The sequence below is a fragment of the Stenomitos rutilans genome, assembly GCF_059505485.1.
Map to the genome: position 1 here is coordinate 1 of NZ_JCACKR010000053.1, position 17,312 is coordinate 17,312.

General features: G+C 49.9%; 16 protein-coding genes and 1 other RNA gene. 4 read left to right on the plus strand and 13 right to left on the minus strand.

Going from position 1 to position 17,312, the window contains the following annotated elements:
- Positions 1 to 347: 347 nt before the first annotated feature.
- The gene (locus AC5JLP_RS08990; protein WP_496067596.1) at positions 348 to 965 is read right to left on the minus strand and encodes a molybdenum cofactor guanylyltransferase; all 618 of its coding nucleotides are present in this window, start codon (positions 963 to 965) and stop codon (positions 348 to 350) included.
- Positions 966 to 1,052: 87 nt separating this feature from the next.
- Here AC5JLP_RS08990 and AC5JLP_RS08995 point away from each other — a divergent pair, with 87 nt between their 5' ends.
- Positions 1,053 to 1,523 carry a hypothetical protein gene (locus AC5JLP_RS08995; protein WP_496067597.1) on the plus strand — a complete coding sequence of 157 codons (471 nt, stop codon included), beginning with the start codon at positions 1,053 to 1,055 and terminating at the stop codon, positions 1,521 to 1,523.
- Between the two features lie 471 nt (positions 1,524 to 1,994).
- Here the strand turns inward: AC5JLP_RS08995 and AC5JLP_RS09000 are convergent, their stop codons facing one another.
- Positions 1,995 to 3,188, minus strand: coding sequence for a GNAT family N-acetyltransferase (locus AC5JLP_RS09000; protein WP_496067598.1), 1,194 nt, complete (start codon positions 3,186 to 3,188; stop codon positions 1,995 to 1,997).
- Between the two features lie 278 nt (positions 3,189 to 3,466).
- Entirely contained in the window at positions 3,467 to 4,189 is a 723-nt protein-coding gene (locus tag AC5JLP_RS09005) for a RibD family protein (protein WP_496067599.1), read from the minus strand.
- A 180-nt stretch (positions 4,190 to 4,369) separates the two neighbouring features.
- Between AC5JLP_RS09005 and AC5JLP_RS09010 the strand changes: the two genes are divergently transcribed.
- Positions 4,370 to 6,424: an ATP-binding protein gene (locus tag AC5JLP_RS09010; RefSeq protein ID WP_496067600.1), complete on the plus strand. Its 2,055-nt coding sequence runs from the start codon at positions 4,370 to 4,372 to the stop codon at positions 6,422 to 6,424.
- 78 nt (positions 6,425 to 6,502) lie between these two features.
- On the opposite strand, the gene rnc is transcribed toward AC5JLP_RS09010, so the two are convergent.
- From rnc to AC5JLP_RS09045, 7 genes are all read right to left on the minus strand, one after another.
- Complete coding sequence (gene rnc / locus AC5JLP_RS09015; protein WP_496067601.1) at positions 6,503 to 7,219, minus strand: ribonuclease III; 717 nt, start codon at positions 7,217 to 7,219, stop codon at positions 6,503 to 6,505.
- A gap of 138 nt (positions 7,220 to 7,357) precedes the next feature.
- Positions 7,358 to 7,969: a hypothetical protein gene (locus tag AC5JLP_RS09020; protein WP_496067602.1), complete on the minus strand. Its 612-nt coding sequence runs from the start codon at positions 7,967 to 7,969 to the stop codon at positions 7,358 to 7,360.
- Positions 7,970 to 8,244: 275 nt separating this feature from the next.
- Positions 8,245 to 8,736, minus strand: an RNA gene (gene rnpB, locus AC5JLP_RS09025) — RNase P RNA component class A.
- 124 nt (positions 8,737 to 8,860) lie between these two features.
- Positions 8,861 to 9,577, minus strand: a complete 717-nt coding sequence (locus tag AC5JLP_RS09030) for a hypothetical protein (protein WP_496067603.1) — start codon at positions 9,575 to 9,577, stop codon at positions 8,861 to 8,863.
- Positions 9,574 to 10,860: a magnesium/cobalt transporter CorA gene (gene corA, locus AC5JLP_RS09035; RefSeq protein WP_496067604.1), complete on the minus strand. Its 1,287-nt coding sequence runs from the start codon at positions 10,858 to 10,860 to the stop codon at positions 9,574 to 9,576. Before corA ends, AC5JLP_RS09030 begins: the two co-directional genes overlap by 4 nt.
- A complete protein-coding gene (locus tag AC5JLP_RS09040; protein ID WP_496067605.1) occupies positions 10,820 to 10,963 on the minus strand; it encodes a hypothetical protein in 144 nt (47 codons plus the stop codon). Before AC5JLP_RS09040 ends, corA begins: the two co-directional genes overlap by 41 nt.
- Positions 10,964 to 10,973: 10 nt before the next feature.
- On the minus strand, positions 10,974 to 12,218 hold the full coding sequence (locus tag AC5JLP_RS09045; protein WP_496067606.1) for a DUF4912 domain-containing protein: 1,245 nt from the start codon (positions 12,216 to 12,218) through the stop codon (positions 10,974 to 10,976).
- 544 nt (positions 12,219 to 12,762) lie between these two features.
- On the opposite strand from AC5JLP_RS09045, the gene AC5JLP_RS09050 reads away from it, so the two are divergent.
- Positions 12,763 to 13,500, plus strand: coding sequence for an LmeA family phospholipid-binding protein (locus tag AC5JLP_RS09050; protein WP_496067607.1), 738 nt, complete (start codon positions 12,763 to 12,765; stop codon positions 13,498 to 13,500).
- A 114-nt stretch (positions 13,501 to 13,614) separates the two neighbouring features.
- Here AC5JLP_RS09050 and AC5JLP_RS09055 read toward each other — a convergent pair whose 3' ends face one another.
- The gene (locus AC5JLP_RS09055; protein WP_496067608.1) at positions 13,615 to 14,250 is read right to left on the minus strand and encodes a TetR/AcrR family transcriptional regulator; all 636 of its coding nucleotides are present in this window, start codon (positions 14,248 to 14,250) and stop codon (positions 13,615 to 13,617) included.
- A gap of 325 nt (positions 14,251 to 14,575) precedes the next feature.
- Here AC5JLP_RS09055 and AC5JLP_RS09060 point away from each other — a divergent pair, with 325 nt between their 5' ends.
- The gene (locus AC5JLP_RS09060; RefSeq protein WP_496067609.1) at positions 14,576 to 15,073 is read left to right on the plus strand and encodes a hypothetical protein; all 498 of its coding nucleotides are present in this window, start codon (positions 14,576 to 14,578) and stop codon (positions 15,071 to 15,073) included.
- 205 nt (positions 15,074 to 15,278) lie between these two features.
- On the opposite strand, the gene AC5JLP_RS09065 is transcribed toward AC5JLP_RS09060, so the two are convergent.
- Both AC5JLP_RS09065 and cbiT read right to left on the minus strand, forming a co-directional pair.
- On the minus strand, positions 15,279 to 16,148 hold the full coding sequence (locus AC5JLP_RS09065; RefSeq protein WP_496067610.1) for a phosphatidate cytidylyltransferase: 870 nt from the start codon (positions 16,146 to 16,148) through the stop codon (positions 15,279 to 15,281).
- A 451-nt stretch (positions 16,149 to 16,599) separates the two neighbouring features.
- On the minus strand, positions 16,600 to 17,202 hold the full coding sequence (gene cbiT, locus AC5JLP_RS09070; protein ID WP_496067611.1) for a precorrin-6Y C5,15-methyltransferase subunit CbiT: 603 nt from the start codon (positions 17,200 to 17,202) through the stop codon (positions 16,600 to 16,602).
- Positions 17,203 to 17,312 lie beyond the last annotated feature (110 nt).

Genomic DNA, 17,312 nt, shown 5'->3' on the forward strand with positions numbered 1-17,312 from the left:
GCGATCTGGTTTTTCATTCACCACTACAATGCATCCTTACCTCTTTAGCACTACCTTAAATTGAAGATGCGACATATTCTGTAAGGGCAAGGCAATGCCTTGCCCTTACGCAACGATTCATCTGTAGCGATTGTTGTTTAAATCGGTATTAGCTTCGTTGACAAATTCTTGGCTTCGTTGATAAATCGTGTCCGGGGGACTTCCCCCCGGCCCCCGCTTTTTGGGGGGCCTAACTTCCCCAAGCCCCCCGAACTGGAGTGTTGAAGGTGAAGCACAATCTGGTTGAGGGGGTTAGACACACGCATCTGCCTTTTCTCTTACCTCCTTGTTTCCCTTGTCCGCTTCACTTATCTCCTGTTATCCAATCTGCTCACGCAATTTGCTAAGTCTGCTGGCGTGTTGCAGTTGAAGAGCATTTGAGCATTGTCTAGCGGTAACTCTTTGACTGCTGCTTGGGAAAGCCAGTGCTGGAAAGAACGATCGCCTCGCGCGATCGCGGTCTGTAAACTTGCCAGACAACTGGTGCGGTAGAATCCGCAGAGAGGTTCCCAGCCTTTCTGTGAGCGAGGCAGAAGGGCGATCGCGGTGTCTGGCTTCTCTAGCTCTTTTGCCCACTGTTGCAGCACTTCACCTGACAAGTGGGGCATATCACACGCCAACAGCAGCACCCATTCTGGTTGTACGGTCTCTAAGGCTTGCGCAAACCCAAGTAAGGGACCATGTGGCTCGGTTGCATCTGTTACAGCACGCTCTTGCAGTAAACGACAGGATGGCGGCACGATCGCTCGGTATTGCTCAGGACGAAACGTAATCACAGAGACGATCGGCGTACATTGCAGCGCAACTTCACACACGCGCCGTAGCAAAGGAACGCCCTCGATCAACAGCAAAGCCTTGTCCTGTCCCATACGCCTGCTTTGCCCACCTGCAAGCACGATCGCGGCTAAAGATCCTATCAAGCTCATACAGCCTTCATCTTAAAAGCACTGCCAGAAATCTCAGCATAAAATCGAAGCGACGGCTCCAGCTGCACTCGTTGTAGACGGTGAACCATGCGGAAATTTTTGATTGTCCTACTGGGTCTGACAGCCAATTTCAACCTGGTCTTCTGGCTCATGCTCTTCAATAGCTACAGTCTATCAGGCACATTTTTAGGTTTCCCTGCCACCCCGGTCGTGGGTAGCGTCGCTGTCGTTTTACTATCTGCCTTGATTGTAAGAGTGAGGCCACTGCCCCGCTCCTTCTTTGAGGTCTACCGGACTACCGGACAAGCGCGATTATTACTTTTGCTCTTGTCAGTAGTGTCTTTGCCAATTGTGTTCTTTTTAGTCGCAGTATGGCTCATCTTTATCATTTTCTGTGCCCTTGTTTACGCAATGCTGTCAACTCTTTGGTCATCGATCGATTGGTATCAAGGCTTTTCTATTGCAGAAATGATATCAGTCATTGTTTTCACTTACACCACCTTAATCTTCTTTTTCGATTTAGGTTGTCTCTGTCTTCAATCAGGCAACTCTACCTAAGTCTGTTGAAAGAAGTGTTTATGTTTTGCAAGTGGGCAGCTTATCGATCGTACTTGCTTTCTTATTGAGCATACTGGTCGAATTCCGCTACGGTTTTAACGAACCGCTGTGTTCCAAGCGGTATCTATCTCCAAGTGGTCAACAATCGATTTTGGTTGAAGGCTATGTTAATCCTGAGGCTAGCCGTGCTTATTTTGATGGACTAATTTTTAGGAAAAACCTGGGAGAGTTTGGTTACCCACGCTTGGTCTGTACAGAGACTCTTACACTCAAATGGAGCGTTGATGAAAGGCAAGTTGATTGGAAGACACCGACAAGATGGAAGGGGTACTGGCGATTTTAAATGAACTCTTAATGTTAGTTGGCAATTTTACTAAACTACTCTCTGATGTCTTAATAACGCTTCAATAATCGTGTTGGCATTCAGTGCAAGAGCAAAAAAAGAACATGGCTGACCGCTTATAGCCCTCTCTACTTACACCCTGTTTCAGTTTCATCCTGCTTAAACGGCAAACCTTGATTGATGGCATCCATCTCACGTTGTTCCATATCATTTACCTGACCGATGTAAGAACGGAAAACTTGCATCAAGCGGGGATTATAGAAACGGTGAAGCGAATGGTTGGAAGTTGCCGGGAAGCCGCGTCGTTTTTTGTGTCGCCCACCCGCACCAGGATCGAAGGTTTTGATACCCTTTGAAATCGCCCACTCGATCGGCGTGTAGTAGCACGCATCAAAGTGGAGACAATCAATATCCTGGAATGATCCCCAGTAGCGCCCATACAAATTCGCCCCTTTCGTGAGGCAAAAGGACATGCCGATCGGTTGAGGATGCTTCTCGTCATAAGCTGCGACAAACAGCACGCGATCGCGGTAGCGGTCATAAAGCTGCTCAAAAAACTGAGGCGTGAGATACTTGCTCCCCCACCAGCCAAACTTGTCGCACGTATCACTGTAAAAGCGGTACATCAACGGAAACAACGCCTGGGGAATGTTATCTCCAGTCAAGGTACGAATCGTCAGTCCTGCTTTTTCAACGGCCTTGCGTTCTCGCTTGATATTGCGGCGCTGGTTGGCATTGAACGCACCCAAATAATCATCAAAAGTCTGATAGTCTTGATTTTGCCAAATAAAGCTATGGTGCAGCCAACTCAAAAAGCCGTGCTGTTCCATCATGACGCGCCACTCTGGGTCAGCGTACAGAAAATTGCAGCCCGAAATACTGTTGTGCATGCAAAACTGATCGATCGCGCTCACCATCAGTCCTGTCAATTCATCCTCATCTTCGCCAGGTGCTATCAAAAAGCGGTAGCCTTCCGCAGGCGTAAAAGGCGACATCCCCAGCAGCTTGGGGTAATACTCAACGCCTAAACGGGCTGCAACATCAGCCCACTGATGATCAAACACAAACTCGCCATAGCTATGCCCTTTCACATAAAGGGGAGCCGCCGCAATCAAGCTCCGGTTTCGCCAGATGGTTAAGTGATTGGGCAACCAGCCCGTCTCAGCAGTGGTGCTACCCGATGTTTCCATATTGTGCAGCCACTCCCACTCAAAGAAGGGCGTTTGCAGCGGCATTGCGAGAGCATCCCATTCTGCTTGGGGCACGTCAGCAAGGGAATCAATCCAGGCGATCGAGTAGCGAGGTTTCAGTTGTTCCACCATAGGAAGGCTTGAAAGACTTCATACAGCGTAATACATTGCTGAAGGAGTGCGGGGAGCAGGGGGAGCAGGGGGAGGTTTAAGTTCTAAGTTTTGAGTTTTGAGTTAAAGAGCGCTCAGCCATCAGCTATCAGTAGGCAGCGGGCAACTATCCAGCTTCCGTCTAAAAACCAACAACTAACAACTTCTTTTGCCTTCTGCCTTTAATTTGAGCGGTCAGCGATCAGCTTTCTTCTAACAACTTAACAACCAACAACCTCCTGCCTTCTGCCTCCTGCCTTCTACCTCCTCACTCTGTAGTGTAAAAACACTTCATCCTCGATCGCCCTCACCTCTAAAAGCTGTAGGCGAGGCGCTAAAACTGTCAGTAATCCTGAGCCATCGATCGGGGTGGGAGCGCGATCGCCACCCAACAGTAAGGGGCAAATGGTTAGATACAGTTCATCCACCAACTCTGCTTCTAGTAAGGACGCAACTAAAGTGCCGCCGCCCAGTACAGCCAAGTGATTTAGTCCATATGCCCCCAGCTGCTGTAAGGCGACAGGCCAGTCAATGGTGCCAGCGATCGTCTCTACCACGAGAATGCGCTCGAAGTATTCGTCTTCTTGCCACTGACCACGGCCTGCGGTTGTGGTTAGTAACCAGCGGGGCACAGGCTGTCGAAAAAAGGGAAGCTGGGGATCAAGTCGCGCCGATCGCGAGCAAATAAGCTGTACGGGTTGAAGCGGCTTGCCCTGCTGCTGTCGTTGCTTCAATAGCATAGGGTTGACGACCCGTAGCGTTGTGCCATACGCTCTCAGCGTTCCTGCACCAAGTAATACCCCATCCGCTTCTGCAACAAGTTGTTCTAAGTGGACCTTGTCGTGAGGAGAGCCAAACCGCGCGGCTGCACGGCTCACGTCTGCAATCTTGCCATCCGCACTCATCGCAAGAATGACGGTCGTTTGAGGGCGATCGCTCCGGCGATCAGGCACACTTGGTTTAATGTTTAAATCTGCGTCCAACTGGAATATTCGGTATAACCGTTGTAATAATTGTGGATAGTCCTTCTTTTGACGGCACTTATGCTGACTGTTAACTGCCGCGCATAGGATGGATGCATGAGGGCTAGGTACGATCCGGTTTTAATCTGCTCCGGTTGATCGTGGTTGCTATTGGGTATCGCACTTCAGTTTAAACGTCCTATGGCTAAACCAGGTCAGTCTTCGTTTCGCCGCATCCTCCTGTCGCGGATTTTGCTGCTGAGCATTCCCGTTTTGCTGCTGGGTGAGCTAGTGGCATACAAGAAAGTGCGCGACAGCATGTTGGCAACGGCCAGTCAAAACTTGACCGAAAGTGCAGTCAGAAAGGGCGAAAACATTCGTGATTTGATCGAAGTCATGCGATCGAGCCTCGTGAGTGCTAGCGAGGATTTTTCAACTAAGCTCGATCAAGCACAGGAACCCCAAGAATTTGTCACTCGCATCAATCGCTGGCTGCCGAAAGGCGTGCAATGCGTTCAGCTCATCAACGTGCAAACGGGTCAGGTGGATGGTAGCACCTGCGGTAATCAAGCCATCAGCCAGGTGCTTGATAACTTGTGGCCGAGCCAAAGCCAGGTGATGCGTGCGCCCCTGGCGGGCGTTCGTGTCTCACCCATTAACCAAACAAGGGCCGCTAAACCCTCAACGCCCTTACGACAACTCGACCTTGTTTTTAGTGCGCCTGTCTACGATTCCTTTGGTCGGTTGCGCTATGCCCTCAGTGTGCAATGGGCCGTTCATCGACAAGAGACTAGCCAGCCAGGCTCTCTCTCCGGCTATACCGTTGTCGTTGACGAGGATGGCACCATCCTGGCTCACCCCAAAGCTGATCGCATTGGTCGTAATATTCGACAAGAATCAGATGCCCCACGCCTACAAAATATTGTGAATAGCGCGATCGCAGGCAAAGAAGACTTTCTTCAATTTGTCTCTTTCAAAGACGACAATACAGATTGGTTAGCCGGGTATAACCGTGTGCAAATTTCTGCTGCTTCGGATGAAAGCCGCACCTGGGTTGTTCTAGCCGTCGCTCCCCTTGAGAATGCGCTCTCTGGACTAGAAGACATTAAGCAAGTACTGCTGATCCTTACTATGGGGCTACTGGGCGCAAACCTCTTAGCTACCATCTATATTTCTCGCGACCTGGCACGACCGCTAGAGCAACTCGGTAACTATGCCCTACAGATTTACCACCGCCAGCCGTCTGATCAAGCACCGAAAGACTTCAGGATCAAAGAAATCAACCAGCTTGCTGGCGCACTCGACATCATGGTCGAACGCCTTGAAGATCGAGCAGAAGAACTGGAAACCGCATGGCAAGAAGCACAGGCCGCTAACCAGATGAAGAGCGAATTCCTGGCGACAACCTCCCATGAGTTGAGAACGCCCCTCAATGCCATCTTCGGCTGCATTGGGTTGGTCAAAGATGGTTGCTGCGACAGCCGTGACGAAGAACTGGAACTGCTACAGCAAGCAGACGAATCCGCCAAGCACCTGCTCAACATCATTAATGACCTGCTCAACATCGCCAAAATTGAAGCCGGTCAGCTTGAACTGAGCCTTCAACCCGTCTCCATTCAAGATTTATGTCAAGAATGCTTGAAAATGGTGCAGCCAGCCGCTGAGAAGAAACGCCTCTCGCTTTCGATCGACGTAGAAAAGCACCTCAGCCGCGTCGCGCTTGACCAACTTCGCGTGCGTCAAATGGTGATTAACCTGCTGTCAAATGCAGTGAAATTCACGCCCGAAGGCGGCCACGTGAAATTAAGCGGTCGTATTGCCTATGGTCACCAGCTAGAGCAAGATGCGCGCCCCGATCGCAGCCCCGTCAATGCCAACACGCCATACCTTTGTCTGGAAGTGACCGATTCTGGGATTGGCATTCCACCAGAACGATGGCATCTCTTGTTCCGCCCGTTTCAGCAGGTCGATTCGTCACTCACCCGTCGGCATGAGGGGACTGGCCTGGGGTTAGCGCTCACAAAGCGCTTTGCCGAATTGCATGGTGGTACCGTCTCGTTTCAATCCACGATCGGGAAGGGCAGCACGTTCCGCATCTGGCTCCCCTCACAGGAAACGCAAGCCCCTGTAGAAGTCGCTAGCGCGATCAACCCGCCCTCCAGCAATGGTCACAATCGGGATCATGTAGGGGACGTCTTGCCACGTGATGCCTCTGAACCATCCATTACATCGGTTGGTTCTGCAACAAACGGCTAAGGCGATTCTCAGGGCAAGCAAGCGAGACTTTCGGTGGGATTTGATTCTGGATGCCAACTTACTGACACAACGCACCGATCAGGGTGGCTGTTCACTCACCACCGTAAACGCTACCTGCGCGGCGGCTTGCTCAGCGGCCTTAATTGATCGCCCACTTCCCTGGCCCAACCGCTTATTACGCAACCACACTTCCGCTGTAAAGCGTTGCGAGTCGTCCTGAGACTGCTCGGCTTGAATCACTCGGTACTCCGGCAGCATTTTGTAGTGCGCTTGGCTCCATTCCTGAAGCGCTGCCTTATAATTCTGCCGAGCTGGATCGCTCAGAATCTCAGTGACTAACTGCCGAAAGTGATGATCCAGGCAGGGCCGCACTAGTTCTAAGGTATGCGTACTTAAATAAAGCGCGGCCAGCACAGCCTCAAATGCATCCGCCAGACGTGATTCCTGACCGAGCTTGTCCTTCAGGGCACTGTCAGAAACCAGTAAGTATCGATCAAGCTGGTAGGTTGCTGCTAATTGCGCCAAAATGCGATCGCTCACCAGCACCGAACGCAGGGCTGCAAACTCTCCAACTGGAAGCTCCGGTAAAGTATCCAGCAAAAAAACAGCCGTCGCTAGTCGTACAACAGCATCCCCTACAAACTCAAGCTGCTCGTAATTCGCTGTTGCCGAGACGCTTGGATGGGTCAGCGCCAAGTCGAGCAGTTGCCATTGAATGGGCGCTTGCCCAGGGAGTCCTAATTTTTGCACCAGATTCTGAAGTTGCCTCTGGCGACGAGGGTACTGGAGTGTCATGCCTGACAGTGTATCAGGTCTTTTAAGGTCAGAACATTACGGCCAGCAGTGGACTGTCAAGAGTTTTTTTCGAGACGGAAATCCTTCCAAAACTCCTTCATCGCTCACCCAATCTGTGAACTCGATGTGAGCAAGCGGCTAATCTCGACTAGGCGTATTGTAAAGCGCTGTCCAAACGCTAGCATAGGTTTTAGCTGGCAGATGAGCGTTGGCATGCAGTGATCGTGGGACGAAGCGAGCAGCGTTAAATTTGTTCGGCTCATAGGAGGCGATAAGAGTCTTCTCCTCGACTGACTGCGGCCACGAGTAGTGCGATCGCACGGCCGCGACTGTAAACGGCATCACTCCAATTAATAAAGCCAGCACCTCGTCCGACAGCGCCATTAAAGCTGGCGCACCAAAAAACTCCTCAAAACTAGCAAAGAGCTTCTCGGCTCTTTGGGTTGCATCAGTATGTTCAGTAATTTTTTGTAGCCAGCGACTCCATTGAATGCGGCGGCTGTAAGCTGCTTGCCGCTGTTTAGACGTAACAACGGGCGTTAGCTCAGGAGCACCGATCGCAATCATACTCATACAAGCTTGCTCTACGGGGCTTCCCACAATGGCACCAGGCCCTGCAAATTCTGCATGATGCGCCTTACAGATAATTAAACCGCTGCGCTTATGCTCGCCCACTGCTAGTAGCTGTTGAGTACTCAACGCCGCTTCTAGTTCACTTGCTACTGAGATTTGGGAGGTCTGGTTACTCACACCCTTACCCTATAAACGCTGCCACCTAAGCCACTGCCACTTAACTCCTCAAGGCATCATTCAGTACGTCTGTCTTAGCAGGTACTCAACAACACATGCAGTGAAGTGAATCACTGGTGCCCTCATCCTAGTGCAGGTTCAAAAGGTCGTACAGCGGACTAAAGCCCCTTTGCTGAATCTATACATTTCTTTGTTAAATCAACAAAGTTAGATAAAACTAAGCCGCTAGCCCGTTTGGTGGGTGTGAGCTTGGGGAACTGTAAGGTTTGTGTAAATGAGGAGAGTCGGACGTAAGCCGGGTTCTGTTCTCTTAAACGCGATGCCTTTAGAAGGACAGTCTTTAAGAGGGCAGTTATCTATCTGGGACACTTGTTACCAAGCTCCTCAAGCGGACGGGCAGAGATGAGCGAACCCACCTTTGCATGGAACGGGTCAAAGACCAACCCTTGTTCCACAGCCTTGCTTCCAACCGGGGTTTACCGAGCCAGCACCTCTCGATGCTGCTGGTGCGCTCTTACCGCACCTTTGCACCCTTACCGCAGTAGTTTTGAGTTTTAAGTTTTGAGTTTTAAGTTCGTAATAGAAATTCGTCATTCAAAGCTCAGCACTCATAACTCATAACTTCTAAGCGGCGGTATCTTTCTGTGGCACTATCCTCACGGTCGCCCGCACTGGGCATTACCCAGCAAGTTTGGTCTTTCGGAAGCCCGGACTTTCCTCGAATCACAGCTTTTGACTGCAATCCGCAACTGCCTGCACCTACTCTCCTCTGTCTTAGTCTAGTGAGTTGAAGGATGGGGAGCAAGGATTGGGTTAAGTATTCGGGGTCAGGGGGCAACTGCTAAAAGGTTCAGCCATCAATGCTTTCCCCATTCCCCATCCCCCACTCCCCTATTTCGGATTCCACGGCAAGCCAGCCGTCCAGTGGAGCTTATGCATGACAAATTTGCAGAGGACGTAGACGCGATCGCCGCCAATTGGCTGGTTAGGGCCGACGATCCGAAACGCTAGGCCGAGAAAGAATTCCAAATCGGTGTAGCGCTTCATGAACTTATCATTTTTCTTGAGTGCGCCTGGGTCGATGAGTGGCTTGGTGATTTCTACTTCTAGATTGAGTGGTGAGGCTGCATCGAGTTTGTCGGCTTTGCGATCGCCTTTGCGTTGCAGTAGATCTTCGGCGGTGATGGCTTCTTTTAGCGTGGTGCTGGGGCCGATCGTGCTAGAGACTTGATTTTGAAAGAGATCAACGGTCGTACCAGGCATTAAGCGAGTAACGCGGCGCGATCGACCGTCTAAATCTGTGACGGCGCAGTAATCCCAATCAACATAAACTGAAATACCATGCGGTTTATCATCTACTTTTTCGTGGCTTGCTTTATTACTAATACTCACGGCTAGTTGCTTTAGCTTGTCAAACTCGTAACGGCTGTCAAATTTGACGCTAATACCGAGTAAATCCTGGAGCCGTTGTTCTTCTAGCTGTTGCTTTAAGAAATCGACGTCTAACTTAATCGTAAACTCATCGTTGAATGCATCAACAATGAGATACAGAAAGTAGATGATGCATAGCACATACGCTGTGAGAATGATGGGGTCGACGAGATTCATCGGTGGAGCAAGGATTTAAGTGATTTCTTAGAAGATTTATCTTGAGGCGCAGCCGTAGAAAGGCTTTCAAACCAGCCTCGCTTCCAGAAGAAGAAGATAAGGCTGAAAGCGGTTGTCAGCATGATAGCCCAACAGGCAACGTAACCCCAGTACCAGTTGAGTTCAGGCATATTGAACGGTGACTTATCGGCATTGAAGTTCATGCCATACACTCCAGCAATGAAGGTAAGCGGTATGAAAATGGATGAAATCACCGTAAGCAGTTTCATGATTTCATTCATTTTATTGCTAACGGATGATAAATAAACGTCCATCAAACTTGCAGCTAGCTCACGATAGGTTTCAACCATGTCTAACACTTGAATAGCATGGTCATAACAGTCTCGCAGATAGATGTGAACATCATGACTAATCAAATCGCTACCATCACGAATCAGCGCATTAATAGCATCGCGCTGAGGCCAGATGGCACGCCGTAAACCCAACAATTCGCGCTTTATGGAATGGATTTTTTCTAAAGTTTGATGGGAGGGATTTGAGACGACTTCATCTTCCAGTTCTTCAATTTTTTCGCCGTATTCTTCTAAGACTGGAAAGAACCCATCAATGATGGCATCTAAGAGTGCATAGGCCAAATAGTCGGCTCCGTGTTTGCGGATCGTACCTTTGTTGGTGCGGATGCGTTCACGAATGGGGCCAAAGCAGTCGTATTCTGGTTCTTCCTGCACAGTCAGCAAATAATGCCGACCCAAGACCAGACTCACCTGTTCACTAATAAAACCACTGCCAGACGCTTTGATGGTGACCATTCGCGCAATGATAAGCAACTGTTCGTCATATTCTTCAATTTTGGGGCGTTGGGGTACATTGACGATGTCTTCGAGCACTAGGGGATGGAGACTAAACACTTTCCCCAGTCGGCGTAGCACATCTTCACTACCCAGACCTTTAACATCAACCCAAGAAACTGATTCGGTGTCTAGAAAGGGAATGCAATCTTCAGGGGTTGCAACTTCCTGCCGCACGGCGTTGGCTTCGTCATAGTCGATCAACACAATGACGGGGGGAGAAGAATCTGACTCAATGTTAAGGGTTCCTGGCATGCTGCCGGGGATATCGGAGAAGTAGTCCATGTAGGAGTCATCGTCGAGTGCTTTGTTGTCCACTGGTGTCGTTTGTGGGAAGCGATGCTCGACCATGCAGAGGTACCTCGTTGCGTGCAGAATGACGATCTTTCCCAATTTAAGCAACTTTGTATGGCGATCGCTTACTGTTGTTGACATAATTGCGCTGCACAATCGCATCTTTAAGCCTGATGCCGTCATTAGAGACATAAAAAAGCCCCCGATCGCGCGATCGAGGGCAAGGGAGTAACAGGATTGTCAAACGGGTGTGCTTACACCAGCCATTCTTGGACGGCTTCTTCCTTGGTGTTTGTTCTACGTTCGGGCGTTTCGCGCGTAAATTTCATGTGAATCGCGCGGTTTTGTTCGCCATCGGCTGCCACTGCCAGAATGGGGTAGTCAATCAGTCCGTCCTGGAAGGACATTTGGAACCGGAAGGTGCCGTCAGAGTTGAGCTTGATGGGCCGACCGCCGATCGTCACCGTGGCATCTGGTTCTGTTGCACCGTAAACGATCAGTTCCGCATCGGCAACAAGCCAGAATTGACGAGGCCGAATCGGTGGCGCGGAAGCAGAGAACCCCACGCCTGACATGCCCACGCCTGACATCGTCAACCCGGAAGTAGTGGGTAGTGCCCACAAGCCAGCGCCCGATGGGAAGACATAGGAGCTAATGGCTTGTTCATGCACGGGCACCTGCTGCATGGAGCCATACAAAGACCCTACCACTCGTTGCGCTTCGGTTGTTTCCGCAAGGCTGAAAATTTGGTCGTAAATGGCGTTGCCTGTAGTTCCCATACCAGCGCCAGTTCTAGCTGCTCTATGGCTGGGCGGTACCAGTTCCAGGAAGGTTTTACCCGCTAGAGGCTCTTCCCAGGAGACGGTGATGAACTGATCATCAATCCAGTCGGAGGGGTAAACAGGAGGGACGCGGACTGGGGCAGACCGGGCCAGCACTAACCAGCGACCGTCTGCACAGCGGTAGCCAATGTCGACTACGTAGTCGCGATCGCTCACTGGAATAGGTAGATACCACTCCCGCGAAAGCTCGTCACCGGGGTACTCCTGAATGCTATGGGGTGACTGATACTCCAGATTAACATCTGTGACATCGTACAAGCGCAGGGCAATTTGCAGCCCACCCTGATGACGTAGCGCCTCTTTGTGCTCATTGGGGATGTCCCAATAGGTGTACGCCCACTGTGGATCGCGTGGCATGAGCACAATCCGGCTTTCGCCATAGCCTGCCGGAAGGTCTACCAACCCTTCATCAACGGCTGACAGAGAGCCACCAATGCGATCGTCCTGCCCAAGATCAAATTTTGCTGCTTCCACTTCTGCTTGAGCCTCCAAAGGTCGGGATGGGTTAGACGAGCCTTGACTACGTTGAATGTCTTGAATTGATGCGAGGAGCTGTTCTTTGCGCATACGGCTATAGCGAGAGACACCATATTCGCTGGCAACGCGGCGGAGTTGCCGCAGGGTCATATCTTCGAGCGGTGGGCGTTCTTTAGTCATAGTCATTCACGCTCCAATGTGTGGACTTGTTGATGGTCATCGCTATAGATAGTCATTTCTGTTTAGCAGTGATTTTTGATATGTCCTGAGAACCATACGACATTGCACGTGTGGGGATCGCAGCTAGGCTTATGTTGCGACAAAGTAAAATCTGGGTCAAGGGTTTTAAGCGTCAATTTTAGGCATATATACGGATTCTCAGGCCACGCGGGGATCGTAAAGTCATGGTTTTATGACATTTGCAGCGAAAAGGGGATCGCGACACCAGGAGGGGCTGATACCGTGATCCCCTTAACTCTAGGGTGTTGAATGTGGCCTTCTGGGCGATCGTCATGAGACCTAAAATGCAGAATTTTGGGTGTTTTGAGTGCTAGATAGGGGTGTGCATGTTGATGTCGGTATACTCGATAGGGATCGCCATAGCTGGGCCGCGTCGTTGCTGCTTGAGAGACGTTTCAAGGGCAACGCTTAAAACGGCCCGATGAGCTTTACTGTGCTGTGCTCCGGCTAGGGGGTTCGATGTTCGCGCAAGGCTTTAACGTTTATGTCCAATCAGAGCCGCTTGATTAGCAAAATCCTGTCGCCAGCGATCCGGCTATGGTTGCGATCGCAGTTGGAGCATGTAGACGACCTCCACCTTACGATTGAAGCGGGCGATCGTCAGCTTTTATCTGGCAACATCAAGCAGGTGTCGGTTTCAGCTCGCAAGGCTGTGTATCGAGGTTTACACCTCAGCCAGGTGTCGCTCGTGGGAGAGCAAATTTACACAAACTTTGCACAGGTACTGCGAGGTAAGCCCTTCCGGCTAACTCAGGCGTTTCCGATCATGGGTGATGTGCTGCTCTGCGAAGCGGATGTGAATGCTTCGTTGCAGGCACCTTTACTGGCGCAGGGTGTGATTGAGTTTTTGTTAACACTGCTCCAAGCAGACGGAGAACAGGACGATCCACTAACGGGCAAAACGCCGCAGGAAATTCATTTGCAGGATCCTCAAGTTGTTCTAGGCGATGGACTGATCACGTTAGCAGCAACGCTGTTATCAGCTAGTGGGCAACCGACCGCCGTTGCTATTCGCACGGGCTTCCGGTTGAGTGATGGTAATAAGCTACATCTTGATCGTCCCTACTGGTTGCCTCATGCGAAAGCTCGGCAAGGCATGCCCCTCCGGGATCTAGATGGGTTTGCGTTCGATCTCGGTTCAGAGGTTTCACTGCAAATACTGAGTCTGGAACCTGGGCAAATTCGTTGTCAGGGGCAGATTATGGTGACGCCGGAGGAGTAGGAGGATGGGGAATGGGGAATCGAGAGTCAGGGGAGGAATTTTGAGTTTTGTAGTAGTGCTATATGGTGAGTATGAGCGATTGAGCAGAGATTGAGTAAGTCCAACGACGTTTGCTTAGGGTTGTTCCGTTGGCTTAACAACGATCAAGTTGACCAAGGTTGCGATGAGTCGATCGCGCTCCATTGGCAAAATATCCTTGCCGTGCAGCATTTCTTGAACAATGAGAAAATGCACAATCGCGCCCACAAAAACGCGCGCCGTTGCTTCTGGGTCAGCCAGGTTTAGCTGGGGGCAATGGGTGAAATATTGACAAAGGCTTTTAAAGGCAGTCTGCTCAATGTTGCGGACAAACGCGCGCGCTAGTTCCGGGAAGCGACCCGATTCTCCCAGAATGACCCTCATAAAGTTAAGGAATTGTGGCTCCTGTGTCCCTACATCTAACGCTCGATTGGCAAACTCTGTGAGGACTGCTTGGGGTGGCATTTGCAGAATTTGAGCATCTGCCCCATCAAAAATCGTGCTGAACTTATGTTCGACGAGACGTTGAATGAGCGCGTTAAATAAGCTTTCTTTATCCTGAAAGTGGTTATATACAGTCGCTTTTGAAACCTTTGCGGCGATCGCCACGCGATCCATACTGGTTGCCGCGTACCCATGCGCTAAAAACTCTTGCATACCCCCTTTTAAAATCGCTTCCGTTTTCTCTGAAGAAAGGGAGCGATCGGCGCGTCCGGTCTTTGTTTGTTTCATGCCGTAGTGTCTTCCTAAAGGCTGAACATTGGATTTTAGCTTGACATCTTTATACTAGTCGGTCTAGTTTAGATTGACGTGGTTAAACTAGACCGACTAGTTTAGAAAATCAAAAGCATCCATCTCGTAGCCGCTAGCTCTAGTCAGTTTACGCTGATTGTCCGACTGCTAAGCGCTCCTAATTTGCAAGGGGTGTGGCTAAACAATGAGATGTAACGTGATTGAGCTATTTGCGTTCAAAACAATTAAATGATTGCAATTGAACGGCTGCGATGCTGACGATCGTTAATTGCTGCTTAACACTAAAGAGCTGAGGCGACAAGAAATGAACCATAAACGTACTGAGATTGTGTTAACGCTCTCACTGCTATTCCATCTCCAATGGTTTTTTGGCAATCTTTATGAAGAGATTTTGACGCCGAATAGCATTGTTGCCTCAGTGGAACAAATCAATGCGTACAATAGGTTTTTTGCCATTACAGAACCTTACTATTACTACATTCCATTGACGCAAATTGGCTTTTGCTTAATCGTGTTACTTGCATTGACTAAAACGAGCGTACCTTCTCGCCTCAAGACGTTACTACACCGCGCAGCATTTACCTCTGGGTCAGCCATCGCACTAACGGGTTATATTGTGACTCAATATAATCTGAAGCTGTTTTTTGGCAATGTCGATCGATTTGGAGAAAGACTTCATCTTTTATATTTGGAATGGGCAATTCTCAATGGGGTTCGTCTTTTATTACTAGGAATAACAATTTTCTTTCTCTATAAAGTCTATCGAGGTTTCTTGATCAAACAGTCCCATGATTGTGAATGAGAGGAACTTGGAAATTTGATAACAGTAACTTCGGCTAAATAAGGACTAGATTTCGGACAGATTTTGAGAAATTCAGGTCTTCAAAACGAGGGAATTTAAGCGTTGGGCGATTTTCTATTATGCTCGCACGCTAGAGATCTACGGCTCGCTTGGCTTAGCGCAAAAAGCCATATCAAGGGGCGAGATGGTGCAGAAGGTGCCCTGCTTACTGAGGCAGCAGTGGCAGGAGTAAAACCACAAAGTAGTATACTAATGGCGCTGTAAAGACATAGCTGTCGGCACGATCGAGAATGCCACCATGCCCCGGAATGAGTTGACCAGAATCTTTAACGCCAGCATCGCGCTTCATCATCGATTCGGTGAGATCGCCTAGCAAACTAGCAATACCAATCAGTAAGCCGAGCGCCGCTCCTGTAACAGGCCATCCTGACCAGCGAAGGTACCAGGAGCCGACGATCGCCACAACGATGCTGCCCGTAACTCCAAAGACCGCCCCTTCAACCGTCTTTTTGGGGCTGATGTTTGACAGTCGCGTGCGCCCAAAGATTTTGCCGAACACATACGCGCCAATATCGGCGGCCCAAATGCAGCCAAACGCCAGTAGCGTGCTGGTTAAGCCTTGCGGCATACTGTGCAAATCTGTCCAGCTCTGTGGCAAATAGCCGTCGAACGGTAAATTGCTGACTGCGGCTTGACCCAGCGATCGCAGCCTGACCCAATAGCTAGGCAGGTAACCGCCGTAAAACAAACCCAGAAGAGAGGTGGAAATATCGGCGATCGTGGCAAGCTTGGGCTGAAACAGGAGGTAAAAGCAAATAAACGTACCTGCAACTGGAAAGATCGCGTCTGCCAGCGTCGGCGAAACGGTTGAAATGAGCAGCAATGCCTGACTGACTACAAGCGTCGTTTTTGCAGCAGGTGCAATGCCTTTAGCATGCACCAGTTGAAAGTATTCCAACTGTCCCAAGTAAATGATGATGCCAAACCCGACCGTAAAGTACCAGCCTCCCAGCAAAATCATGCTAAGTGCCAGGATGATTGCGACTACTCCACTTGCAACACGGGGAAACGACATGAGACTAGTTTCGTTTGACCTACTTTCGATGGACAGTGGACTGGTTGAACGTTACAACACCATTGACGGGTACACCTTATAGCCATAAACCAGACTTCTATTGGAGCACACTTAGGCGATGAGCTTGAGTGAATGTTTAATTCACGCTCATCGCTTGATAAAAAATTGGAGCCTTGTTAAGGTCAACAGGTGCCAAGATGCAAACAGGTGGTTAGATTAGCGAAAGATTAAGAAGGTTAAGAATCCTTTGGAACACTTTAACTGAATCCAGGGTGTTCTCCTAGCAATTTTTGAGCACTTTGGGTTGCTAAACACAAAAAGCTGACACCGACCACTCGGTCAGACATCGACTATAGACAATCAACGATCGTGCAGCGGTAACCCTACAGGTAATAACGGCTTAACTAGCTTGATTTACCAACTTAATTTACTGAAACGCTCGATCACTTTTCTAGTCTAGTTTCTCTCCGCTCAAGACAAAAATTGGATCGATCGCCGCGAAGGTCTGATTCATGCCGCGCTTTTCCAAACGATTCACCGCTGACTGCACCACCTCAATGTTGCGCGCTTGCAGCGTCGCAAACCGCTCCGAAACCTGATAGAGACCTTCTAGCGTTGCAGCCGTCGCCACAACACGTCCCTGCGGCTGCAAATGCTGCCACACTTCATTGAGAATTGCTTGGATCGAGCGACCCCCCTCAATGCAAACGCGGTGCGGAGCCTGAGAGAGGTTGGTTAAACACTCTGGCGCACTGCCTTCAAGCACTTCCACGTTTGTGAGGCCAAAGCGATCGCAGTTTCGTCGAATCAGATTAGCAACGTCTTCATCCCGCTCGATCGCCGTAATCCTCCCCTGCGGACACAGCAAACCCGCTTCCACCGAGATGGTGCCTGTACCTGCGCCGATATCCCAGAGGATAGAATCTGACTTGAGCCTCAAAGCCGACAGAATGAGCAGTCGCACTTCGCGTGGACTCATAGGGATACCGGGCAACCGCTCGAATAAATCATCAGGAATGCCGGGAGTAACGTAAGACCAGAGGGGGGAAGACATGAGGGAAGGGATGAGGGATGAAGGCATATGCGTTCTTTAGCCTAAAGCGTGTTGAGAAGGAGTGGCACCCAAATCCTCGTGTTATTTGTTTAAAATTGTTGAAAGTCAGG